Genomic DNA, 22,233 nt, shown 5'->3' on the forward strand with positions numbered 1-22,233 from the left:
CGCCGGTGTCTCACCCGAGACACCGCCGGAGCGGTGAGACGCCACCGGTTCCGGCGGCGTCTCGCGCACTCGGCGGCGTCTCGCGCAGACGCGCGTGTCTGCGGGAGCGCCCCGTGCCTCCCGTCCGGCCGGGAGGCCCGTCCCGCCTCCGGCGCGTCGGGTACCGTTCCAGCGTGGAACGCTTCTCGGCCCGGGCGATGGACGCCCTCGTGTGGGTGGTGTTCGTCGTGCTCTTCGTCGGCGCGGCCCTGCTCGTGAAGGTCGCCGCCGCACTCCTCGTCGTGCTCATCGTGCTGGCACTGCTGCTCGGGCTCACGCTCCGGGTGCTCCGCCGACGTCGCACGCGCTGACCCGCCGACCGTCCGGCCGTGCCACCCGCACACCCCGCCCGGTAGGGTTGCCGGGTGAGCGAAGTCGAGATCGGTGCAGGCAAGCGCGGACGTCGGGCGTACGCGTTCGACGACATCGCGGTGGTCCCCTCGCGGCGGACGCGTGACCCGCGGGACGTCAACGTCCAGTGGTCGATCGACGCGTTCACCTTCGAGTCGCCGATCCTGTCCGCGCCGATGGACTCCGTCGCCTCGCCCGCGACCGTCATCGAGATGGGGCGTCTCGGCGTCCTCGGGGTCCTCGACCTCGAGGGCCTGTGGACCCGCTACGAGGACCCGGAGCCGTACCTCGCCGAGATCCGCACGCTGACCGACGGCAACGTCACGAAGCGCATGCAGGAGATCTACGCCGAGCCGGTCAAGGCCGAGCTGATCACCCGCCGTCTGGCCGAGATCCGTGCCGCCGGCGTCCCGGTCGCCGGCTCGCTCAGCCCGCAGCGCACGCAGGAGTTCTCGCAGACGGTCGTGGACGCCGGTGTCGACCTGTTCGTCATCCGCGGCACGACGGTCAGCGCCGAGCACGTGTCGCAGAACACCGAGCCGCTCAACCTCAAGAAGTTCATCTACGAGCTCGACGTCCCGGTGATCGTCGGCGGTGCCTCCACCTACACGGCGGCCCTGCACCTCATGCGCACCGGTGCCGCGGGCGTGCTCGTCGGCTTCGGCGGGGGCGCGGCGTCGACCACGCGTGCCGCGCTCGGCATCCACGCACCCATGGCCACCGCGGTCGCCGACGTCGCCGGCGCTCGCCGCGACTACATGGACGAGTCCGGCGGACGGTACGTGCACGTCATCGCGGACGGCGGTCTCGACACCGCCGGGGACGTCGTCAAGGCGATCGCGATGGGGGCCGACGCCGTCATGCTCGGCACCGCACTGGCCCGCGCGTCAGAGGCCCCGGGCGGTGGCTTCCACTGGGGTGCCGAAGCGCATCACCCCGAGCTGCCCCGCGGCCGTCGCGTCGAGGTCGGCACCATCGGCTCGCTCGAGAGCATCCTGAACGGCCCGACCCCGTCGTGGGACGGCCGCGCCAACCTGGTCGGCGCCCTGCGTCGGTCGATGGCGACGACCGGGTACTCCGACGTCAAGGAGTTCCAGCGAGTAGAAGTGGTCGTGGCGCCCTACCACCGCTGACGCGGTGCGCCCGTGGACGATCCGCGGGCGCTGCTCCGGCGCCGGACGGCGATGGAGGCGATCATGACAACGACGGTCACGAACGGTGCGTCGAGCACCGCGGGGTTCGACCCCGCGACGAAGCTCGGCCCGGACGAGCGCGAGGCCGCGATCGAGACCCTGAAGACCCGGGAGCTCGACGTCCTGGTCGTCGGCGGCGGCATCGTCGGCGGTGGTGCCGCACTCGACGCCGTCACCCGGGGCCTGTCGGTCGGGATCGTGGAGGCCCGCGACTGGGGCTCGGGCACGTCCAGCCGGTCGTCGAAGCTCGTGCACGGTGGCATCCGGTACCTCGAGCAGCTCAACTTCACGCTCGTCCGCGAGGCCCTCATCGAACGCGGCCTGCTGCTCCAGCGCATCGCCCCGCACCTGGTCAAGCCGGTCCGCTTCCTGTACCCGCTCAACCACCGGGTCTGGGAGCGCTTCTACATCGGCATCGGCATGGCGATGTACGACGTCTTCAGCTGGTCCGGCGGACGTCCGCCCGGCGTGCCGCACCACCGCCACCTCACCCGCACGCAGGTGCTCCGCTCGATGCCGTCCCTGAAGAAGGACGCGTTCGTCGGCGGCATGACCTACTACGACGCCCAGGTCGACGACGCCCGCTACGTGGCCGCACTCGTCCGCACGGCGGCCTCGTACGGCGCACACGCTGCCTCGCGGGTCCGGATCGAGGGCTTCATCAAGGTCGGGGAGCGGGTCGTCGGGGCGCACGCGCACGACATCCAGACCGGTGAGCACTTCGACATCCGGGCGAAGCAGGTCGTCAACGCGACGGGTGTCTGGACCGACGACACCCAGGCGATGGTCGGCACCCGCGGGCAGTTCAAGGTGCGTGCGTCGAAGGGCGTGCACCTCGTCGTCCCGCGCGACCGGTTCCAGTCGAACTCGGGCATGATCCTCCGCACCGAGAAGAGCGTCCTGTTCGTCATCCCGTGGGGCCGCCACTGGCTGATCGGCACGACCGACACCGACTGGTACCTCGACAAGGCGCACCCGGCGGCGACCGCGGCGGACATCGACTACATCCTCGAACACGTCAACAAGGTGCTCGCCGTGCCGCTCACCCGCGAGGACGTCGAGGGCGTCTACGCCGGTCTCCGACCGCTCCTGGCGGGGGAGTCCGAGGCCACGTCGAAGCTCAGCCGCGAGCACGTCGTCGCACACACGGCCCCGGGCCTCGTGGTCGTCGCCGGTGGCAAGTGGACGACCTACCGCGTGATGGGCAAGGACGCCATCGACGAGGCCGCCGCAGCGATGGACGGCAGGATCCCGGAGTCGACGACGCAGGACATCCCGCTGCTCGGCGCCGAGGGCTACCCGGCCGCGGGGAACAAGCGGGCCCGCACCGCGAAGACGTTCGGCGTGCACAAGGTCCGGATCGAGCACCTGCTCAACCGGTACGGCACCCTGGCGACCGAGGTGCTGCAGCTCGTGCGGGAGGACCCCTCGCTCGCCGAGCCGTTGCCCGGTGCCGACGACTACATCGGGGCCGAGGTCGTGTACGCGGCCTCGCACGAGGGTGCCCTGCACCTGGAGGACGTCCTCGCCCGCCGCACCCGCATCTCCATCGAGGCCTGGGACCGCGGCGAATCCGCGGCGCCGGTGGCCGCGCGGCTCATGGCGGACGTGCTCGGCTGGGACCAGGAGACCACCGAGAACGAGGTGTCGAACTACCTCAAGCGGGTGGCCGCGGAGCGGGAGTCGCAGCTGCAGCCCGACGACGAGTCCGCTGACCGCGTGCGGCTCGAGGCGCCGGACATCGCGTTCGGGTTCGAGGAGGACGACGTCGTCGTCGGCGGCGGCCGGAGCGACGGCGCCGAGGGGGCGACGGCGTCCGACGAGCAGGTCGTGGGCGAGAAGACGACCGAGCCCAGCTGACGCGGGCCGGACGGGAGGCTCCCCACCCTGGGCCGAGGACGTGCCGCTGGTGCGTCGGTCCGGGACCGGCCGGCGCGGGTCCGGGGACCAGCTGGGGGCGGGCCTCCCGTTCGCCCCCACGCACGGTCGGCGGCCGCGTTCTGCGCCGACGGGCTGCGGCTGCGCGTCGACGCCGTCGTCGCGCCGCCGCGGGTGGCTACGCGGCGGCGCGGGCGCGGCGGAGGGTCTGCACCATCGTCAGGAACAGGACCGCCGGGATCGCGACGAGGGCCGCGAGGCTCGTGCCGTAGAGCACAGCGGCGCCCATGCCGTGCGCGCCGCCGGACACCCCGAAGGAGTCCGCGACGTCCATGCCGAGGAAGAAGCCCGACTGGAAGACGGGGCCGGCGCCGCACGCGACCAAGGCGAGGTGGCAGACGAGGGCCACCGGTACGGGGATCTCCTTCCAGATCGCCGCGATCGCGAAGCCGACGGCGAGGACCACGCCGATGCCGGCCGTCACCAGCACACCGACGACGTCCTGCCGGGAGTTCATGCCCATCGCGTCGACGGTGGCGTAGATCTCCGACAGCGACTTCCCCGGCACCGCGGCGAGCGGGTCGAGGACGAGGGCGTTCACCGCCAGCAGAGCGGCGTAGGCGGTGACGACGAGCGCGCCGGACACGGCGACGACGGTCTTGGAGGTCATCCAGCCATCCTCGCCAGGCGGGGTGGACCGCCGCGTCCACCGCCGGGATGACCTGTGGAGAACGGAATGGCCGAGCCCTCCCGGTGGTTAGCATGGGTGTCCTGGGAAAGGGAGCCATCATGGTCGACGTCCATCGCGTCAAACTCCCCGGCGTCGGCGTGCTGCACAGCTTCTACACCGACGACGGTGGCAAGTGCGGTGTCATCACGCACCGGTCGGGTCACTCCGACCTCATCTCGTTCGCGGACGTCGCCGACGGCGCGGACAAGTCCGAGAAGGTCTCGCTCCGCCTGAGCGAGGACGAGGCGCACACCCTCGCCGAGCTGCTCGGCGGCACCCGGATCACGGAGGGCCTCGACAAGCTCGACGAGATCCCCGGCCTGTCGATCGACTGGTTCAGCGTCGACTACGACGACGCCATCGCGGGCAAGCCCCTCGGCGACCTGCACGACTCCGGGTTCATCGGCCTGACGGTCGTCGCGGTGGTCCGCGGCGACAGCGCCAACCCGGCGCCCTCGTCCGACTTCGTCGTGTTCCCCGGGGACACGATCGTGGTCGCCGGCGCGCCCGAGAAGGTCGCGAAGGCGTTCTCCTTCTACCGCAGCGGTCAGTTGGCAGCAGCCGCTGCCGAGGCGCCGCCCGGGAGTTAGTCGATGCACCTGGGTGGTGAGCTGCTGACCATCGGCGGCCTGTTCCTCATCGCCTACGTCCTCGGACGTCTCGGCAAGACCATCGGCCTGCCGGCGATCCCGGTCTACATGGTGGTCGGACTCATCGCGAGCCCGCACACCCCGTGGATCGGACTGAGCGTCGAGTCCCACACGATCGAGCTCATCGCCACGTTCGGGCTCATCCTGCTGCTGTTCAACCTGGGGTTGGAGTTCGACCAGGAGGAGTTCTACGGCAACGCCGGCAAGCTCCTCGTGTCGGGCGGCACCTACGTCGCGATCAACATGGGCGTCGGGTTCGCGTTCGGGTTCTCACTCGGATGGGGCACGCGCGAAGCCCTGATCATCGCGGGGATGACGGCGACGTCGTCGAGCGCCATCGTGACGAAGCTCCTCATCGAGCTCCGGCGCCTGGCGAACGACGAGACACCGATGATCCTCGGCGTCACCGTCATCGAGGACGTCTTCATCGCCGTCTACCTGGCGATCGTGTCCGTGGTGCTCTCCGGCGACACGAACGTCTGGGCGGTGATCGGGAAGCTCGCGCTCGCGTTCGGGTTCCTCATCGTCATGTTCAGCCTGGCGCGCTGGGGCGGCAAGCAGGTCTCGCGGATCTTCGCGACCCGCGACGACGAGCTGTTCACCGTGCTGTTCTTCGGCCTCGCGGTGATGTTCGGTGGCATCGGGGACCTGCTCGGCGTGACCGACGCCATCGGTGCGTTCGTCATCGGGCTGCTCTGTGGTGCCACGCGCTACCGGGACCGCATCGAACAGCTGGCGCTCCCGATGCGTGACGTCTTCGCGGCGTTCTTCTTCGTGAACTTCGGTCTCGGCCTGGACGTCTCGACCTTCGGCGAGGTGCTCTGGCCGGTCGTCGCCGCCATCGGCATGACCGTCGTGCTCAACGCCGTCGCGGGGCAGCTCGTCGCCCGGATGAACGGCTTCAGCGTCCAGCAGGGCATCAACACGGCGGTCATCCTCGTCAACCGCGGCGAGTTCGCGCTCATCCTCGCGACGCTGTCCGCGGCGGCCGGACTCGAGGAGCGCATCACCGCGTTCGCCGGGCTCTACGTCCTCATCATGGCGGTGCTCGGTCCGCTGCTCGCGGTGAACTCCGACCGCATCGGTCGGCTCGTGCTCCGGCCGGGTCGGGTGCGGAAGCTCCGCGGGCGCGAGCTGGCGGCAGCGCAGGCCGCCGCCGAGCGCAAGGCCGAGCGCGACCGTCGGTTCGCCGAGGAGATCGCCCTCGTGGAGGCCGCGGGCAGGGAAGAGCGCGAGAATGGGGAACCGGAGACGACGCCGTCGCGCGCACAGCCGGTCACACCGGAACCCGTGCGCGTGAGCACGTCGTCGATCGAGATCCCAGCCGAGCGTCCCGAACGCCCGGTCCGACCACGCGATCCGGAGTACTGACACGCATGTGGGCCGTTGCACGACGTCCGAGGTGGATCGCACTGCTCGTGTTGGCCATCGTGCTGGCGGGCGTGTTCGCCGCGCTCGGCAAGTGGCAGCTCGAGCGCAGCATCGAGAACGGCAAGCCGCTGCCCGCCGGGACGGAGACGCGGCGCGCTCTCGATGACGTCACGACCCCCGAGAAGCCCGTCGGTTCGACGCTCGCGGGGCAGAAGATCACCGTCTCCGGGCGCTTCGTCGCCGGGGACACCACCGTCCTCACCGGCCGCAGCGGGGGTGGGACGTACCAGGCCGTCGGACACCTGGTCGACGACGCGACGGGGGCGAGCCTCCCGGTCGTGATCGGGTGGTCCGACCAGCGGGCGGCCGCCGTCGCCGGGGGTGACCGTCTGACCGACGGCGCGACCATGACGGTCGAGGGCCGGTACTACCCGGCCGAGTCGCCCGACCAGGACGCCTTCGAGCAGGGCGAGTACTCCGCCGTCGCCCCGGCCCGGTTCGTCAACACCTGGAAGGCGTTCGACGACCGGATGTACGGCGGCTACGTCGTCGCCGGAGCCGCTGTCGCGGACGCCGCGGACCTCGGCACCATCGCCGACCGGGCACCCACGCGCGAGGTCCAGTTCGACTGGCTCAACCTGTTCTACGCGGTCGAGTGGGTCGTCTTCGCCGGGTTCGCCGTCTTCCTCTGGTACCGCTTCGTGAAGGACGCCTGGGAGCGCGAGCAGGACGAGGAGCGCGAGGCCGCCGAAGCAGCCGCCGGTGGCGCCGCTGATGACGAGGCGCCCGCCGACGAGGCCGCTGTGGACGACGCCCGGGCCGAGCCGGGTCGCCGGTAGGATCGACGGCATGGCTCTGACCGTCCGGACCCGCGACATCCCGAAGATCCCGAGGGCCGTGCGGTTCTACCGCATCTCCGCGTACATCACCGGTGTGCTGCTGCTGGCCCTGATCGTCGAGGTCGTCATCAAGTACACGCCGATCCAGCGCGAGATGCAGCTCGGCGGGGGAGCGTTCTTCGTCCCGAACGGCACCGCCGGCGAGGCGCCCGGCACGTTCAACCTGTCCGTCGCGATCCTCATCGCCCACGGCTGGCTGTACGTCGTCTACCTCTTCGCGGACTTCCGCCTCTGGAGCATCATGCGCTGGCGGCCGTCGCGCTTCCTGCTCATCGCCCTCGGCGGGATCATCCCGTTCATGTCCTTCGTGGTCGAGCACCGCATGCAGAAGGCCGCCATGACCACCCACCACGAGCTGACCGCGCAGCAGTCGCGGGAGAAGGAGAGCGCACGGTGAGCGAGACCGAACAGCGTCCCGTCCTCGTCGTCGACTTCGGCGCGCAGTACGCGCAGCTGATCGCACGGCGCGTCCGCGAGGCCAACGTCTACAGCGAGATCGTCCCGCACTCCGTCACGGCGGACGAGATCCGCGCGAAGGACCCCGCCGCGATCGTCCTGTCGGGAGGCCCGTCCTCCGTCTACGAGGACGGCGCTCCGGCCCTGGACAGCGAGATCCTCGACCTCGGCGTCCCGGTGCTCGGCATCTGCTACGGCTTCCAGGCCATGGCGAAGTCGCTCGGCGGCGAGGTCGCACACACCGGCCTGCGCGAGTACGGCGCGACCGACGTCACCGTCAGCGGCACCGACAGCGTCCTGCTCGGCGGGCAGCCGGCGTCACAGACCACCTGGATGTCGCACGGTGACTCGGTCGCGAAGGCCCCGGAGGGCTTCGCGGTCCTCGCCTCCAGCGACTCGACGCCCGTGGCCGCCTTCGCCTCCGACGAGCGCAAGCTCTACGGCGTGCAGTGGCACCCGGAGGTCAAGCACTCGGCGTTCGGCCAGGCCGTGCTCGAGAACTTCCTGCACCGGGCTGCCGGGCTGCCGGGCGACTGGAACTCCGCGAACGTGATCGAGGAGCAGGTCGAGCGAATCCGCGCGCAGGTCGGCTCGTCCCGCGTGATCGCCGGGCTGTCCGGTGGCGTCGACTCCGCCGTCGCCGCGGCGCTCGTGCACAAGGCCGTCGGTGACCAGCTGACGTGCGTGTTCGTCGACCACGGGCTCCTCCGCGCCGACGAGCGCAAGCAGGTGGAGGAGGACTACGTCGCCTCCACCGGTGTCCGACTCGTCACGGTCGACGCCCGCGAGCAGTTCCTCGACGCGCTCGCCGGCGTCAGCGACCCGGAGCAGAAGCGCAAGATCATCGGGCGCGAGTTCATCCGCACGTTCGAGGCCGCGGCCGAGGCACTCGTGCTCGAAGCACGCGCGTCCGACGGTGACGCCGAGGTCAAGTTCCTCGTGCAGGGCACGCTGTACCCGGACGTCGTCGAGTCCGGTGGCGGTTCGGGCACCGCGAACATCAAGTCGCACCACAACGTGGGCGGGCTCCCCGACGACATGACGTTCCAGCTCGTCGAACCCCTCCGAACCCTGTTCAAGGACGAGGTCCGTGCGGTCGGCCGCGAGCTCGGCCTCCCCGAGGTCATCGTCGGGCGTCAGCCGTTCCCCGGCCCGGGTCTCGGCATCCGCATCGTCGGCGAGGTCACCGCCGAGCGCCTCGAGATCCTGCGGGCTGCGGACGCGATCGCCCGCGCGGAGCTCACTGCAGCGGGCCTGGACGACGAGATCTGGCAGTGCCCGGTCGTGCTCCTCGCCGACGTCCGTTCGGTCGGTGTCCAGGGCGACGGCCGTACCTACGGGCACCCGATCGTGCTCCGTCCGGTCTCGTCCGAGGACGCCATGACGGCCGACTGGACGCGCCTGCCGTACGACGTGCTCGCGAAGATCTCGAACCGCATCACCAACGAGGTGCGCGACGTCAACCGAGTCGTGCTCGACGTCACGTCGAAGCCGCCGGGGACGATCGAGTGGGAGTGAGGCTCCCCTGACGCCCGAGGGCCCGGTACGCAGTGCGCACCGGGCCCTCGCTCGTCCTGCCGGGCGCGCCCCGCGCCTCCTTGCCGTGCGCCTCCCGTCGCGGTTCCACGATGTGCCGCCTGCGATCGCGGCGGTTCCGAAAGTGCGCCATGTCGGAGCGCGAGGTTCCGGAACCGCGGAACCGGTGCCTCCCGACTAGTGGCCCGCCCACGTGCTTGCTGCTGCACGCCGTGGTTCCACGACGTGCCGCATGCGGTCGCCGTGGTTCCGGAAGTGCGGCATCTCGGGACGCGAGGTTCCGGAATCGCGGAACCTCGGCGGGCGCGAGCGGCGGGTCCCGGGACCGCGTCGCGCCGGCGGCGCAGCGCGCGGGAACGACGGAGGGCCCCGGCGACTGCCGGGGCCCTCCGTGTGCTGCGAGCTAGTTGCGCGAGCTGCTGGCGATGATCGCCAGGATGCGCAGGATCTCGAGGTACAGCCAGACGAGCGTGACGATGAGGCCGAACGCCGCCGTCCAGGCGTAGATGCGGGGAGCGCCGCGCTCGACACCGGTCTTGATCTGGTCGAAGTCGAGGACGAGCGAGTACGCCGCCATGAGCACCACGAGGATGCCGATCACGACACCGAGCGGGATGCCGAACACCGTGACGCCGAGGAGCCCGAACGCCGACTGCGTCACGCCCAGGAGCATCAGCACGATGTTGACGAGCGAGAACGCCATGTAGCCGACCATCGCGACGAGGAAGAACCGCGTGGCCTTCGGGGTCGCGCGGACCTTGCCGGACGTGAAGAGCAGGAGCGTGACCGCGAAGACACCGAGCGTGCCGAACACCGCCTGCGTGACGATGCCGTCCCACATGGTGTTGTACATGCCCGAGATGCCACCGACGAAGAGGCCCTCGAAGAAGGAGTACGCCAGCACCAGGGCGGGCGACGGCTTCTTCTTGTAGGTGTTCACCAGCGCGAGGACGAACCCGACGAGCGCGCCGACGATCCAGACCACCGGCGGGAGGTTCCAGCCGGCGACGGCACCGACGATGAGCACGCCGAACGCCAGGAGCGTCTTGACGATGGTGTCCTCGTACGACATCCGGTCCGTGTCGACCTTGTTCGCCGACGGGCGGTCGTACATGTCACGCAGCTGGTCGGGCGAGAACCCGGGCTGCTGCGGCGCCTGTCCCCAGCCGGTCTGGCCGTACGGCGCCTGCGGGTAGCCGCCCTGCTGCGGGTAGCCCTGCTGGGGGTACCCCTGCTGCGTGTTCGAGCCGGCGCCCCATGCGTTCCGGCCCGCGTCGTTGAAGGCGGGGGACTGGTCGAAACCGGGCTTGAAGGCCATGGTGTCCTCTGATTTCCTCTGGTGTGGAGTCGTGGAGCCGGTACCCGGATGGCATCGGCTCGTGGGCTCGGGAAGGAGTGCGGCGGAGCCGTTCCTTCGTGTCCTCACAGCCTACGGGCCAGGTGTGCTCGATGGCTGTGGATTCGCGGGAAGCGGAACGTCCCCGGGCCCTCCTGATGACGAGCCTATGGACCGCTGCTGTCGGTCCACCGAACGGTGTCCCCACGCTGGCTGAACGTCGGCGACGTCCTCGCGCAGTCCGTATCGTCGCGTGCATGCAGCCGCTCGTCATCGCCCACCGCGGTGCCTCCGGGTACCGGCCCGAGCACTCCCGCAGCGCCTACGAGCTCGCGATCGAGCTCGGTGCGGACGCGATCGAGCCGGACCTCGTGCCGACGAAGGACGGCGTCCTGGTGCTCCGGCACGAGAACGAGGTGTCCGGCACGACCGACGTCGCCGACCGCCCGGAGTTCCGGGACCGGCGGACGACGAAGACGATCGACGGGCACCGGGTCACGGGCTGGTTCACCGAGGACTTCACGTGGGAGGAACTGCGCACCCTGCGGACCCGTGAGCGCCTGCCGGAGCTGCGCCGGGCCTCCCGGCAGCACGACGGCGAGGACACGGTCCTGCGCCTGGAGGACCTGCTCGCGATCCTGGACGCCGCCCCGCGGCGGGTCGGGCTCGTCGCCGAGGTGAAGCACGCCAGCGCGTTCGCCGCCGCGGGGTTCCCGATGGCCTCGTTGCTGGACGGCGTCCTCGGCTCGGCCGGCTGGCGTGACGACGACCGGCTGACGGTCGAGTCCTTCGAGAAGCGCGTGCTGCGCGAGGTGGCCGCGCTCGGCACCGGTGCGCGCCTGGTGTACCTCCAGGAGGCCCGGGGCGCGGCCGCGGACGAGGTCGCCACAGCCGGCGCCGCGGCCCCCACGTACGCCACCGAGCGGACGGACGCGGCACTGGCCCGGCTCGCGACGGAGTTCGACGGGATCAGCGTGGACCTGCCGACCCTGATGGCGGGAGTGGACACCCGCGCCGTCGACGACCCGGGACCGGTGCGGAGCGACGTCGTCGAGCGGGCGCACGCCGTCGGGCTCGCGGTGTACACGTGGACGCTCCGACCGGAGAACCGGTTCCTGCCCGCGGCGCTCCGGCGCGGGGGCGACCTGGCGGCGCACGGCGACTGGGAGCGGTGGTTCACCTCGGTCGTCCGGACGGGCGTGGACGGGGTGTTCGCGGACCACGCGGACCTCGCCGTCCGTGCCCGATCGCTCGTCGCGGACGGCGCTGCGCGGGCTGATGGGTGTCGCAGGTCGCGCCTAGACTGTCCCGGACATGACGATCGTGCTCGACCCCTCCGACTCGACGCCCGGCCGTACGCACGGTCCCGGCGCGGGTGACCGTGCGTACGAGGACCCGTTCACCGCGGGCCTGAACCCCCAGCAGAAGGAAGCCGTCGAGTACCGCGGCGAGTCCCTGCTCATCGTGGCCGGTGCCGGTTCGGGCAAGACGAGCGTGCTCACCCGACGCATCGCGCTCCTGCTGGCCAACCGCGAGGCCTGGCCGTCCCAGATCCTCGCGATCACGTTCACGAACAAGGCCGCGGCCGAGATGCGCGAGCGGGTGCAGGCCCTGGTCGGGCAGGCCGCCGAGGGCATGTGGATCTCGACCTTCCACTCGGCGTGCGTGCGGATCCTCCGGCGTGAGGCCGAGCGGTTCGGGTTCCCGCAGTCGTTCACGATCTACGACTCGGCCGACTCCCGGGCCCTGCTCAAGCGGATCATCAAGGACCTCGAAGCGGACACGCTCGGGCTGACCGTCGGGGCGGCGGCGTCGAAGATCTCGAAGCTCAAGAACGAGCTGCAGGACATCGACACCTACGCGCGCAACATCAACACGGACGACCCGCAAGAGGTCATGTTCACCGAGGTGTTCCGGCGGTACACGAGCGAGCTCCGCCGGGCGAACGCGTTCGACTTCGACGACCTCATCGGGCAGACCGTGTTCCTGTTCCGCGCGTTCCCCGAGATCGCCGCGCTCTACCAGCGCCGCTTCCGGTACGTCCTGGTCGACGAGTACCAGGACACGAACCACGCGCAGTACGCGCTCATCCGCGAACTCACCCGTCCCGTGCCCGTGGAGCAGGTCGACAAGCTCGAGGACGCCGGGCAGCACGTCGAGCGGATGCGGGAGACCGACGGGTCGATCGCGCCGGCGTCGCTCACGGTCGTGGGTGACTCCGACCAGTCGATCTACGCCTTCCGCGGCGCGGACATCCGCAACATCGTCGAGTTCGAGCGGGACTTCCCGAACTCGAAGGTGATCCTGCTCGAGCAGAACTACCGATCGACGCAGAACATCCTCGACGCCGCGAACGCGGTCATCGCGAACAACTTCGACCGGCAGGCGAAGAACCTGTTCACGGACGTGGGTGCCGGCGAGAAGATCGTCGGCTTCACCGGGTACACCGGGCACGACGAGGCGCAGTTCGTCGCGGACGAGATCCAGCGTCTGCACGAGGACGGCATGGACTACCGCGACATGGCGGTGTTCTACCGGACGAACTCGCAGACGCGTGCGCTCGAGGAGATCTTCATCCGCGCCGCGATCCCGTACCGGGTGCTCGGCGGGACGAAGTTCTACGAGCGCGCCGAGATCAAGGACGCGATGGCGTACCTGATCACGGTCGCCAACCCGGCAGACCCGCTGTCGCTCCGACGCATCCTCAACGTGCCGAAGCGCGGCATCGGCGCCGTCACCGAGACCGCCCTGCAGCGGTACGCCGACGAGCACGAGGTCTCGATGCGCGAGGCCCTGCGGCACGCGGACGAACTCGGGTTCGGGCCGAAGGTGCGCACCGCGATCACCTCGTTCGCCGGGCTCCTCGACGAGGTCGCCGCCAAGGCCGCGGACCAGCCGGTGGTCGACACCCTCACCCAGCTGCTCGACGGCTCGGGGCTGCTCGAACAGCTCCGGAAGTCGCCGGACGCGCAGGACGCCGCCCGTGCCGACAACATCGACGAACTCGTCGCCGTGACCCGGGAGTTCCAGAAGAACAACCCCGAGGGCACGCTCGCCGACTTCCTCACCGAGGTCTCCCTGGTGGCCGCGGCCGACGAACTCGACGACTCCTCCGGCACGGTGTCGCTCATGACGCTGCACACCGCGAAGGGCCTGGAGTACGACGCCGTGTTCTTGACCGGTGTCGAGGAAGACCTGCTCCCGCACCGGATGTCGGCGAACGAGCCCGGTGGTCCGTCCGAGGAGCGACGCCTGTTCTACGTGGGCATCACCCGGGCGAAGAAGGTCCTGTTCCTGTCGCTCGCGATGACCCGGGCGCAGTTCGGCGACGTCAACGTGGCGATGCCCTCACGCTTCCTGCAGGAGATCCCCGAGGGGCTCGTCGAGTGGAAGCAGTCACCGGGCATGGCGAACAGTCGCGGCGGCACACAGCCCCGCGCGCTCAACGCCAAGCGCGACGGTGGCTTCGGCGGCGGCACCGGTGGCGGTGGCTACCGCGGCGGTGGCGGCTGGAGCGGTGGGTCCTACGACCGTGCGGCCGCCGCGGCGAAGACGAAGCCGAAGACGGAGTGGGCGAACCGGGTGTCCGGGCAGGTCCGGGACAACGGCGACATGGAGCTGGCTCCGGGCGACCGGATCTCGCACGTCGACTTCGGGCAGGGGACCGTCTCGGCGGTGACCGGTCAGGGCGCCAAGCGGATCGCGGAGATCGCGTTCGACAGCGCGGGGCGGAAGAAGCTGCTCATCAAGATCGCGCCGATCGAGAAGCTCTAGCCGACGGCTCAGCGGACCATCCGGGCGGCGAGGAGCGCGTTGTCGCCGAGCCGTTCGGTCTTCGTCGTGCCGTCGCGTCGGAACCCGTTCCGCCGGTAGAAGGCCTGTGCCCGGGGGTTGTCGTCGGCGACCCACAGGAATGCCGGTGCGTTGCCGAGGACGGCGTCGAGGAGCAGCTGACCGGCGCCCGACCCGTGCGCCGATGCCAGGACGTAGATGCCGGTGAGCTCGACGTCCCGGATGGCGGGGTCGTCACGAGCCGGACCCGCGGTGGCCCACCCGACGACGGCGCCGCCGTGCTCGGCGACCGCCACGCTCGTGCCGGCTGCGCTCGCGCCCGCGATCGTCCGCCGCCACCGTGTGGTGCGCGCGACGGGGTCGAGTGACGCGAGGAACGCCGCCGGCAGCAGGTGGGCGTACGCCTCGCGCCATGCCTGCACGTGCACGTCGGCGATGCCTGGCGCATCCGTGTCGACGGCTGGTCGGACGGTGAGCTGCTGGGCGTGCCCCATGCCCCGACCGTACCGGGAGCCCCGGCCCGGACGCACTCGAGGGTCACTCGCGTCCGCCACGCCCGGTGCCCTGGACGGGTGACAGGGGGAGTAGGTGAGGTTAGCCTCACCTAACATGACTCCGCTCGACACGACTCCGCTCGACACGACCCCGCTCGACCTGATCAGTCCCGAGACGGCGCAGCGCTACCGGCAGGCCGTGGGCGCGACCATCGACCGACTCGCCGACCGCATCGCCGTCGCCGAGGTCCCGACGACCGACACCCCCGCGGTGGACCTCCACCAGCGCGTCGCCACGGTCGACCTCGACGGACCGGCACTCGGCACGGAGCGTGCGCTCGCCGAACTCGACGACCTGTTCGTCCGCGAGGCCGTCTGGTTCCACACGCCCGGGTACCTCGCGCACCTCAACTGCCCGGTCGCCCTGCCCGCGGTCGCCGCGGAGGCCGTGCTCGCCGCCGTCAACCCCTCGGTCGACACGTGGGACCAGTCGCGCATCGGGACCGACATCGAGCGGCACGTGGTGGACTGGCTGGCCCGGCGGATCGGCTTCCCGGCGGGTGACGGGATCTTCACGTCGGGCGGGTCGCAGTCCAACCTGCAGGCCCTCCTCCTGGCGCGGGAGGCCGCGACGGCCGCCCCCGCGACGGTCGCCGCCCCCGCCGCGTCCGCGACGGCTGCCTCCGTGATGGCCGCCCCCGCCCCCGCGCTCGCCGACCTCGCCGTGTTCGCCACCGCGGAGACGCACTTCAGCGTGCGCAAGTCCGCCCGCCTGCTCGGCCTGCCCGACGCCGCGGTCGTCGACGTCGAGACCGACACGTCCGGCCGGATGCTCCCGTCCGCATTGGCCCTCGCGATCGCCGACGCCCGCGCCGACGGTCGCACCCCGATGGCCGTCGTCGCCACGGCCGGCACCACCGACCGCGGGGTCATCGACCCGCTCGCGCCGATCGCGGACGTGTGCGACCTCGAGGGCGTGTGGCTGCACGTCGACGCCGCCTACGGGTGCGGCCTGCTCGTGTCCCCGACGCGACGGCACCTGCTCGACGGCATCGAGCGTGCCCGCAGCGTCACGACCGACCTGCACAAGTCCTTCTTCCAGCCGGTGTCGTCGAGCGTGCTCGTGGTGCGCGACCCGGCGGACCTACGCCGGGCCTCCTGGCACGCGGACTACCTCAACCCGGAGGGCGCGACGGAACCGAACCAGGTCGACAAGTCCCTGCAGACCACCCGCCGGTTCGACGCGCTGAAGCTCTGGGCGACGCTCCGCGCCTCCGGAGCGGAGGCGATCGGACGGGCCTTCGACGCCGTCGTCGACCTGGCCGCCGACACGCACGCGCTCGTGCAGGCCGACCCGGACCTCGTCCTCGTGGCACCGACGCAGCTGAGCACGGTCCTGTTCCGCTGGCAGCCGGCGGGGGTCACCGACGAGGAGTCGGACGCGATGGTGGCACCGCTCCGCGCGGCGCTCCTGGCCGAGGGACGGGTGCTCATCGCGAAGACCGTGGTCGACGGGCGGCCGTGCAACAAGCTGACCCTGCTCAACCCGGCGACGACGACGGAGCAGATGCGGGCCTCCCTCGTCCACGTGGTGGCCACGGCGGAGCGTCTGCGCGCGGCGTCGACCCGGCCGACCGTGACCGGCGGAGCCGCACGATGACCGCCGTCGACGCGACCGCGACCGCCACGACCCGGGTGCACGACGTCGTCGGCATCGGCATCGGCCCGTTCAACCTCGGGCTCGCCTGCCTGACCGACCCGGTCGACGACCTCGACGCCGTGTTCCTCGACGCGCGTGACGGCTTCGCCTGGCACCACGGCATGATGCTCGACGACGCGACGATCCAGGTGCCGTTCCTCGCCGACCTCGTCACGATGGCGGACCCGACCTCGTCGTTCTCGTTCCTGGCCTGGCTCAAGGAGACCGGTCGGCTCTACCCCTTCTTCATCCGCGAGGACTTCCACCCCCTCCGCAGCGAGTACGACGCCTACTGCCGCTGGGCCGCCGACCGGCTCGACACCCTCCGCTGGGGACGCCGGGTGGTCGCGGTCGAGCACGACGCCGAGCAAGACCTGTTCACCGTGCACGCCGAGACGGCGGACGGCGCGGAGACGTACCGGGCCCGGCACGTCGTGGTCGGCGTCGGGAGCGAGCCGTCGGTGCCCGCCGCGCTCCGCGACCTGGACGGCCCGGTGCTGCACTCCGCCGACTACCTGCCGAACCGGGACGCCCTCCGTGGCGCCGGGTCCGTCGCGGTGATCGGCAGCGGCCAGTCCGCCGCCGAGGTCTACCGCGACCTCCTCGAGGGCATCCGCGACGGCGGGTACCGCCTGGACTGGATCACCCGGTCGCCGCGGTTCTTCCCGATGGAGGACACGAAGCTCACCCTCGAGATGACGAGTCCGGAGTACACCGACCACTTCCACGCGCTGCCCGAGCACGTCCGGGACCGCCTCGGCCGCGAGCAACGCGGGCTGTACAAGGGCATCAGCGCGGACCTGGTCGGCGAGGTCTACGACGCGCTGTACCGGATCAGCGCCAGGGGTCCCGTCCCGACGACGCTGCGCACCGAGACGAGCGTCACCGCCGCCGACTGGGACGCCGACCGGGGCGTGTACCGGCTGACGCTCCGGCACGAGCAGCTCGGCGAGACGTACGAGCACGAGGTCGAGCGCCTGGTCCTCGCCACCGGGTACGCGCCGCGGCCGCCGCGGTTCCTCGACCCGGTCGCGCACCTCGTGGCGCGTGACGCCGGCGGCCGACCCGCCGTCGCCCGCGACCACCACGTCGACACCCTCGGCGGTCGGATCTGGGTGCAGAACGCCGAGGAGCACACGCACGGCCTGACCGCACCGGACCTCGGCATGGGGGCGTGGCGGAACGCGTCGATCATCCGGTCCGTCACGGGGCGCGAGGTCTACGGCCTGGAGGCCCGGATCGCCTTCCAGGAGTTCGGTCTGCCCGCCTCGGTCCGCGCCGAGCGCGCCGAGCGCGGCGAGCGCGCCGAGCACGCGGAGGTGCGCGCATGAGCGCGGTCCAGCACGACCGGACCGGTCTGGCGGACGTGCTGCCGGGCCTCCTGTCCGTGGTGCCGGTGGACCCGGAGCGGGACGCGACCCGCGTGCAGTCGTGGCTCGCGGCTCCGCCGTCGTCGTGGTGGGGCATGCAGCACGCCGACGTCGACGGCGTGCGGACGTACCTGACCGCGGTGCAGGCCGACCCGGCGCAGGACGGCTGGCTCGTGCTGCGCGACGGGGTGCCGTGCGCGTACGCCGAGACCTACGACCCGGCGACGGTCCTGCTCGTCGACGTCTGGGACGCACGTCCCGGTGACGTCGGCATGCACCTGCTCGTCGCCCCGCCTCCCGTGGCAGGGCGGGTGCACGGACTCACCAGCGCCGTGATGCGCGCCGTGGTCGAGCACTGCCGTGATGCCCTCGGTGCCCGACGCGTGGTCGTCGAGCCGGACGTGCGGAACACCGCGGTGCAGGCGAAGAACGCCGAGGTCGGGTTCCGGGCGCTCCGCGAGGTCGACCTGGACGGCAAGCGCGCGCTGCTCTCGGTGCTCGACACCGCATCGATCGGCGTGCCCGACGACGACGGCCCGGCCGCGCACCTCCGGCCCGAGCACCTGGCGGTCGCGCAACGACACCTGGTGGCGAAGGCCGTGGCGGAGTTCACGCACGAGCGACTCGTCACACCGCGACCGGACGGCGACGGGTGGCTGCTCGACACCGGCGGCTCGCGCTACCGCTTCCGGGCACGGCAGCACCAGCTCGAGCACTGGTCCGTCGACGAGCGCACCCTGACGCGGGAGTCCGCCTCGGCCGACCCCGTGCCGCTGCCGCTCGACGCGCAGGACCTCGTGCTGGAACTGCGCGACGTGCTCGGGATCCCGGACGCCCTGCTCGGCACGTACCTGGAGGAGGTGGCCTCGACGCTCGCGAGCGCGGCCGCCAAGCACCGCCGCGGCGGACCGTCGGCCCGACAGCTCGCCCGCGGCCGACGGGACGGGGACGTCGTCGCCGGGTTCCAGGACGTCGAGGCGGCGATGACCGAGGGGCACCCGGCGTTCGTCGCCGCGAACGGGCGGATCGGGTTCGGCCTGGACGAGTACCGGGCGTACGCACCGGAGTCCGGCGGCCGCTTCCGCATCCGGTGGCTCGCCGCCCGTCGGGCGCACACCTCCCTGGCGCTCGCCGCGGACCGGACCGAGGCGGAGCACTGGGCCGCGGAACTCGGGGCCGACACGGTCGCCGAGCACCGCCGGACGCTCACCCGCCGCGGCCTGGACCCCGACGACTACGTCTGGCTGCCGGTGCACCCCTGGCAGTGGCAGCACCGCATCGCCGTGACGTTCGCGCCCGACCTCGGCCGGCAGGACCTCGTCGACCTCGGGGAGGGTCCGGACCTGTTCCAGCCGCAGCAGTCCATCCGCACCGCCTTCGACCGCAGCCACCCCGAGCGCTCGTACGTGAAGACGGCGCTCGCGGTGCAGAACATGGGGTTCCTGCGGGGCATGTCCCCGGCGTACATGCGCTCGACCCCAGCGGTGAACGACTGGGTCGCGTCGCTCGTGGCGGCCGACACCACCCTGCGGGACGCCGGGTTCCGGGTGCTGCGCGAACACGCGGCGATCGGGTACACCGGCGACGCGTACCACCGGGTGGACGTCGCCTCGCCGCAGCGGAAGATGCTCGCGGCGCTGTGGCGGGAGAGCCCGGTGCCCAGGACGGCTCCCGGGGAGCAGCTCATGACGATGGCGGCACTGCTGCACCGGGACGCCGACGGGCGTGCGGTCGCCGCCGAGCTCGTGCGTACCTCGGGGCTGGACGCGGCGACGTGGGTGCGGCGCTTCCTCGACGCGTACCTGCGGCCGGTCGTGCACTGCCTGACCGTGCACGACCTGGCGTTCATGCCGCACGGCGAGAACCTGGTGCTCGTCCTGCGCGACGGGGCCGTGACCGGCGCGTTCATGAAGGACATCGGCGAGGAGGTCGTGGTCCTCGGGGAGCACGACGACCGTCCGGTGCCCGAGGACATCCGCCGCATCGTGCACCCGGTCGACGACGACGAGGCGGCGCTCGCCGTGTTCACCGACGTGTTCGACGGGGTGCTGCGCTTCCTGGCAGCGGTCCTCGACGACGACGGGGTCCTGCCCGGGGACGTCTTCTGGCGGCTCGTCGGCGGGTGCGTTGACCGGCACGCGGCGGAGCACCCGGACCGTCGGCGTCCGCTCGACCTGCGGGTGCCGACGTTCGAGCACTCCTGCCTGAACCGGCTGCAGCTGCGCAACACGCTCGCGATGGTCGACCTGGCGGACCAGTCGTCCTCGCTCATCCGGGCGGGGGCGATGTCGAACCCCATCGGGCGGGGCTGACCCGCCCCGTCGCCGCACGCTCGCGACCCATCGGCGGTTGCCGGGGCGGGGCGCCTCTGGCGCGCGGCGCTACGGCTGGAGGCGGGTCGCCGACCAGGCGCCGTGGGCGTGCGCGTACTGCAGGCGGCGGTGCATCCGGTCGCGGCTGCCGTGCCAGAACTCGACGAGGTCCGGCTCGAGCCGCCACGCGACCCACCCCGCCGGGCGCGGCACGTCGTCGTCGGACTCGTCGAGGAGCACGTTCGCGTCGTCGATCAGGTCCTGCAGGGTCCGGGGCTCGAGCACCGCGGACTGGTCGGCGACGGCCGTGGCGGCGCGCGACTTCGGCGACCGGTCGGCGAAGAGCGCGTCGGACTCCGCGTCGGAGAGTTGCACGGCGCGGCCCTCGAAGCGGAGCTGCTGCATCGTCTCGCGCCAGTACACCTGCAGGGCGGCGTGCGGGTTCTCCGCGAGTTGCCGTCCCTTCGGGCTGAGCGTCGAGGTGCCGAACACCAGGCCGCGGTCGTCGATCCGCTTGACGTCGACCGTCCGGGCACCGACGCGGCCGTCCGCACCGGCGGTGGCCAGCGTCATCGAGAGCGGCTCGGACACCTCGTGCTCGCCGGCCTGGTCGAGCCAGGTGCGGGCGAGGTCGAGCGGGTCCGCGGGCGGCGCGTCGAACTCGGGCAGGAGCAGGGAGTCGTCACCGGACAGGGAGGAGGACATGGCCCCACTCAACCGTGGTCGGCGCGGGGACGTCCAGGCTCGCGGGGGACGGACACCCGATCGCTCAGTGGTGCGCGTGCCGGGCCGCGGTGCGGTGCATCCCGCGCAGCAGGAGGACCCGCGGCAGGCGCAGCAGGGGTCCGGGCACGACGGCGCGGACCGCCCGGATGCCGGCGAGGGTGCGTCGCCAGCGTCGTTCCTCGCGGGGTCCCCACGCGAAGCCGTAGTCGTCGCGCACGGCGTCCGGCAGCATACCGACGGTGACGATCCGCACGAGGGGCATCGCGGAACGGACCCAGAGCGGTGCTGCCCGAGGGTGCAGGAGGTCCCGGACGACACTGCGGGCGTCGTCCGTCACCCGGAGGGTCCCGAGCGTGTCGGCCCAGTACGCCTCGAACGCGGCGACCGACGTCGGCCAGCGGTCCGCTGGCACCCGGAGCGCGGTGGCGATCGGCGCGTAGGCCTGGAGGACCGCCTCCGCCCGCTCGGCGTCGACCGGGGTGCCGAGCAACCGGTGGGTCCGGATCGCGGAGTCGTACAGCGTCGCGGCCACCCACAGCTGTCGGTCGACCTCGTTCGCTCCCGCGACCGGCCGGTGCGCGTGCTCGACGAACGACCGCGCCACGGCGGCGTCCCGCGCGGTGCCGGTCACCACCGCGTACACGTACATGAGGGTGTGGGCCAGCCGCTGCTGCGGTCGCTCCGCGAAGTCGGAGTGCCGACGGACGCCCGCGGCGACGACCGGGTCGGCGATCTGCAGCAGGATCGCGCGGCCGCCCGCGATGACCGGCGTGCTGTCGGCGATGAAGCGGCGGAGCGCGCGGTCCCGGTGGCCGGGCCGGTCGCGGTCGCGGTGGCGGTCGTGGCCAGGGGACGGACGGGAGCGGCCGCGCACGTCGTGCTCCGGGCCTCCCGTCCGTCGACCGGTCACGTCAGAGGGGCTTCGTGCCCAGGTCGCCGCCGAGGTCAGGACGGTCGTCGCCGTGCTCCCAGAGGTCCGGCGAGCCCTCGCGCGGCGCCCCGCCGGTCGGGCCGTCGTCGGTGCCGTCGCCGAGCTGCGGCTCGACGGTCTCGCCGGCGACCGCGTCGTTCGTCACGGTCTCGAGCGCCTCCTCGGCGTCGTCGGTCTCGTACGCGCCGACGTACTCGCGGTCCACGTCGTCGGCGCGGCCCTCGTCGGCGGAGTCGCTGACGCCGTCGCTGAACTCGTCGCCTGGGGTGATGCCGGGGTCGGACATGTGTCGCTCCTGTCGATCGTGTTGCGTGCTCGTGCGGTGGCCGTCGTGCGCCGACGCGGCCCCACCGGTCCTTGCTACCCGGGTGCCGGTGGGAACGTCCGTGGTGCCCGGGGGACGGCCGGTCGTGCCGATGCGGACAGTGGCCGCCCGGGCCGGGTTCGCCTGCCGTTCACCTGCGGGCCAC

The 22,233-nt window shown here is 71.9% G+C and carries 19 protein-coding genes; 13 read left to right on the forward strand and 6 right to left on the reverse strand.

Going from position 1 to position 22,233, the window contains the following annotated elements; genetic code table 11:
• Window positions 1–173 precede the first annotated feature (173 nt).
• The 3 genes from DEJ32_RS16140 (at window position 174) to DEJ32_RS04475 (ending at window position 3,443) form a co-directional block, all read left to right on the forward strand.
• Entirely contained in the window at window positions 174–350 is a 177-nt protein-coding gene (locus tag DEJ32_RS16140; RefSeq protein WP_181419459.1) for a hypothetical protein, read from the forward strand.
• A gap of 54 nt (window positions 351–404) precedes the next feature.
• The gene (locus DEJ32_RS04470) at window positions 405–1,523 is read left to right on the forward strand and encodes a GuaB3 family IMP dehydrogenase-related protein (protein WP_110889250.1); all 1,119 of its coding nucleotides are present in this window, start codon (window positions 405–407) and stop codon (window positions 1,521–1,523) included.
• Window positions 1,524–1,586: 63 nt separating this feature from the next.
• Window positions 1,587–3,443: a glycerol-3-phosphate dehydrogenase/oxidase gene (locus DEJ32_RS04475; RefSeq protein WP_110900474.1), complete on the forward strand. Its 1,857-nt coding sequence runs from the start codon at window positions 1,587–1,589 to the stop codon at window positions 3,441–3,443.
• Between the two features lie 196 nt (window positions 3,444–3,639).
• On the opposite strand, the gene DEJ32_RS04480 is transcribed toward DEJ32_RS04475, so the two are convergent.
• On the reverse strand, window positions 3,640–4,131 hold the full coding sequence (locus DEJ32_RS04480; RefSeq protein WP_110900434.1) for a hypothetical protein: 492 nt from the start codon (window positions 4,129–4,131) through the stop codon (window positions 3,640–3,642).
• A gap of 119 nt (window positions 4,132–4,250) precedes the next feature.
• Between DEJ32_RS04480 and DEJ32_RS04485 the strand changes: the two genes are divergently transcribed.
• From DEJ32_RS04485 to guaA, 5 genes are read left to right on the forward strand one after another with little or no spacing between them, the layout of a single operon-like run.
• Complete coding sequence (locus DEJ32_RS04485) at window positions 4,251–4,781, forward strand: cation:proton antiporter regulatory subunit (protein WP_110824193.1); 531 nt, start codon at window positions 4,251–4,253, stop codon at window positions 4,779–4,781.
• A gap of 3 nt (window positions 4,782–4,784) precedes the next feature.
• The gene (locus DEJ32_RS04490) at window positions 4,785–6,212 is read left to right on the forward strand and encodes a cation:proton antiporter (protein ID WP_110824192.1); all 1,428 of its coding nucleotides are present in this window, start codon (window positions 4,785–4,787) and stop codon (window positions 6,210–6,212) included.
• A 47-nt stretch (window positions 6,213–6,259) separates the two neighbouring features.
• Window positions 6,260–7,051, forward strand: a complete 792-nt coding sequence (locus tag DEJ32_RS04495) for an SURF1 family cytochrome oxidase biogenesis protein (protein WP_181420578.1) — start codon at window positions 6,260–6,262, stop codon at window positions 7,049–7,051.
• A gap of 10 nt (window positions 7,052–7,061) precedes the next feature.
• Window positions 7,062–7,508: a DUF3817 domain-containing protein gene (locus DEJ32_RS04500; protein WP_110900436.1), complete on the forward strand. Its 447-nt coding sequence runs from the start codon at window positions 7,062–7,064 to the stop codon at window positions 7,506–7,508.
• Window positions 7,505–9,085: a glutamine-hydrolyzing GMP synthase gene (gene guaA, locus DEJ32_RS04505; protein WP_110900437.1), complete on the forward strand. Its 1,581-nt coding sequence runs from the start codon at window positions 7,505–7,507 to the stop codon at window positions 9,083–9,085. Before DEJ32_RS04500 ends, guaA begins: the two co-directional genes overlap by 4 nt.
• 421 nt (window positions 9,086–9,506) lie before the next feature.
• On the opposite strand, the gene DEJ32_RS04510 is transcribed toward guaA, so the two are convergent.
• Window positions 9,507–10,421, reverse strand: a complete 915-nt coding sequence (locus DEJ32_RS04510) for a Bax inhibitor-1/YccA family protein (protein WP_110900438.1) — start codon at window positions 10,419–10,421, stop codon at window positions 9,507–9,509.
• A gap of 275 nt (window positions 10,422–10,696) precedes the next feature.
• Here DEJ32_RS04510 and DEJ32_RS04515 point away from each other — a divergent pair, with 275 nt between their 5' ends.
• Both DEJ32_RS04515 and DEJ32_RS04520 read left to right on the forward strand, forming a co-directional pair.
• The gene (locus tag DEJ32_RS04515; protein WP_110900439.1) at window positions 10,697–11,818 is read left to right on the forward strand and encodes a glycerophosphodiester phosphodiesterase family protein; all 1,122 of its coding nucleotides are present in this window, start codon (window positions 10,697–10,699) and stop codon (window positions 11,816–11,818) included.
• Window positions 11,754–14,213 carry an ATP-dependent helicase gene (locus DEJ32_RS04520; RefSeq protein WP_110824186.1) on the forward strand — a complete coding sequence of 820 codons (2,460 nt, stop codon included), beginning with the start codon at window positions 11,754–11,756 and terminating at the stop codon, window positions 14,211–14,213. The genes DEJ32_RS04515 and DEJ32_RS04520 overlap by 65 nt, the downstream gene beginning before the upstream one ends.
• 8 nt (window positions 14,214–14,221) lie before the next feature.
• Here DEJ32_RS04520 and DEJ32_RS04525 read toward each other — a convergent pair whose 3' ends face one another.
• Entirely contained in the window at window positions 14,222–14,725 is a 504-nt protein-coding gene (locus DEJ32_RS04525; RefSeq protein WP_110900440.1) for a GNAT family N-acetyltransferase, read from the reverse strand.
• A gap of 115 nt (window positions 14,726–14,840) precedes the next feature.
• On the opposite strand from DEJ32_RS04525, the gene DEJ32_RS04530 reads away from it, so the two are divergent.
• From DEJ32_RS04530 to DEJ32_RS04540, 3 genes are read left to right on the forward strand one after another with little or no spacing between them, the layout of a single operon-like run.
• On the forward strand, window positions 14,841–16,385 hold the full coding sequence (locus DEJ32_RS04530; RefSeq protein WP_110900441.1) for a pyridoxal-dependent decarboxylase: 1,545 nt from the start codon (window positions 14,841–14,843) through the stop codon (window positions 16,383–16,385).
• Window positions 16,382–17,755 carry a lysine N(6)-hydroxylase/L-ornithine N(5)-oxygenase family protein gene (locus DEJ32_RS04535; RefSeq protein ID WP_110900442.1) on the forward strand — a complete coding sequence of 458 codons (1,374 nt, stop codon included), beginning with the start codon at window positions 16,382–16,384 and terminating at the stop codon, window positions 17,753–17,755. The genes DEJ32_RS04530 and DEJ32_RS04535 overlap by 4 nt, the downstream gene beginning before the upstream one ends.
• On the forward strand, window positions 17,752–20,106 hold the full coding sequence (locus DEJ32_RS04540; protein WP_110900443.1) for a GNAT family N-acetyltransferase: 2,355 nt from the start codon (window positions 17,752–17,754) through the stop codon (window positions 20,104–20,106). The genes DEJ32_RS04535 and DEJ32_RS04540 overlap by 4 nt, the downstream gene beginning before the upstream one ends.
• Before the next feature lie 69 nt (window positions 20,107–20,175).
• Here the strand turns inward: DEJ32_RS04540 and DEJ32_RS04545 are convergent, their stop codons facing one another.
• From DEJ32_RS04545 to DEJ32_RS16145, 3 genes are all read right to left on the reverse strand, one after another.
• Window positions 20,176–20,811, reverse strand: coding sequence for a pyridoxal 5'-phosphate synthase (locus DEJ32_RS04545; RefSeq protein ID WP_110889239.1), 636 nt, complete (start codon window positions 20,809–20,811; stop codon window positions 20,176–20,178).
• Between the two features lie 64 nt (window positions 20,812–20,875).
• Window positions 20,876–21,706 carry an oxygenase MpaB family protein gene (locus DEJ32_RS04550; protein WP_181420579.1) on the reverse strand — a complete coding sequence of 277 codons (831 nt, stop codon included), beginning with the start codon at window positions 21,704–21,706 and terminating at the stop codon, window positions 20,876–20,878.
• A gap of 37 nt (window positions 21,707–21,743) precedes the next feature.
• Window positions 21,744–22,049 carry a hypothetical protein gene (locus tag DEJ32_RS16145; RefSeq protein WP_181420288.1) on the reverse strand — a complete coding sequence of 102 codons (306 nt, stop codon included), beginning with the start codon at window positions 22,047–22,049 and terminating at the stop codon, window positions 21,744–21,746.
• Between the last annotated feature and the right edge of the window lie 184 nt (window positions 22,050–22,233).

The sequence above is a fragment of the Curtobacterium sp. MCPF17_046 genome, assembly GCF_003224295.1.
In the GTDB taxonomy this organism is placed as follows: Bacteria; Actinomycetota; Actinomycetes; order Actinomycetales; family Microbacteriaceae; genus Curtobacterium.

What these genes read in the sequence shown, in the direction of transcription:
- DEJ32_RS04490 (WP_110824192.1), top strand. Translation starts at nt 4,785, where the DNA reads ATGCACCTGGGTGGTGAGCTGCTGACCATCGGCGGCCTGTTCCTCATC.
- DEJ32_RS04475 (WP_110900474.1), top strand. Translation starts at nt 1,587, where the DNA reads ATGACAACGACGGTCACGAACGGTGCGTCGAGCACCGCGGGGTTCGAC.
- DEJ32_RS04515 (WP_110900439.1), top strand. Translation starts at nt 10,697, where the DNA reads ATGCAGCCGCTCGTCATCGCCCACCGCGGTGCCTCCGGGTACCGGCCC.
- DEJ32_RS04525 (WP_110900440.1), bottom strand. Translation starts at nt 14,725, where the DNA reads ATGGGGCACGCCCAGCAGCTCACCGTCCGACCAGCCGTCGACACGGAT.
- DEJ32_RS16145 (WP_181420288.1), bottom strand. Translation starts at nt 22,049, where the DNA reads ATGTCCGACCCCGGCATCACCCCAGGCGACGAGTTCAGCGACGGCGTC.
- DEJ32_RS04510 (WP_110900438.1), bottom strand. Translation starts at nt 10,421, where the DNA reads ATGGCCTTCAAGCCCGGTTTCGACCAGTCCCCCGCCTTCAACGACGCG.
- DEJ32_RS04530 (WP_110900441.1), top strand. Translation starts at nt 14,841, where the DNA reads ATGACTCCGCTCGACACGACTCCGCTCGACACGACCCCGCTCGACCTG.
- DEJ32_RS04545 (WP_110889239.1), bottom strand. Translation starts at nt 20,811, where the DNA reads ATGTCCTCCTCCCTGTCCGGTGACGACTCCCTGCTCCTGCCCGAGTTC.
- DEJ32_RS04480 (WP_110900434.1), bottom strand. Translation starts at nt 4,131, where the DNA reads ATGACCTCCAAGACCGTCGTCGCCGTGTCCGGCGCGCTCGTCGTCACC.
- DEJ32_RS04500 (WP_110900436.1), top strand. Translation starts at nt 7,062, where the DNA reads ATGGCTCTGACCGTCCGGACCCGCGACATCCCGAAGATCCCGAGGGCC.
- DEJ32_RS04485 (WP_110824193.1), top strand. Translation starts at nt 4,251, where the DNA reads ATGGTCGACGTCCATCGCGTCAAACTCCCCGGCGTCGGCGTGCTGCAC.
- DEJ32_RS04535 (WP_110900442.1), top strand. Translation starts at nt 16,382, where the DNA reads ATGACCGCCGTCGACGCGACCGCGACCGCCACGACCCGGGTGCACGAC.
- DEJ32_RS04540 (WP_110900443.1), top strand. Translation starts at nt 17,752, where the DNA reads ATGAGCGCGGTCCAGCACGACCGGACCGGTCTGGCGGACGTGCTGCCG.
- DEJ32_RS04520 (WP_110824186.1), top strand. Translation starts at nt 11,754, where the DNA reads ATGACGATCGTGCTCGACCCCTCCGACTCGACGCCCGGCCGTACGCAC.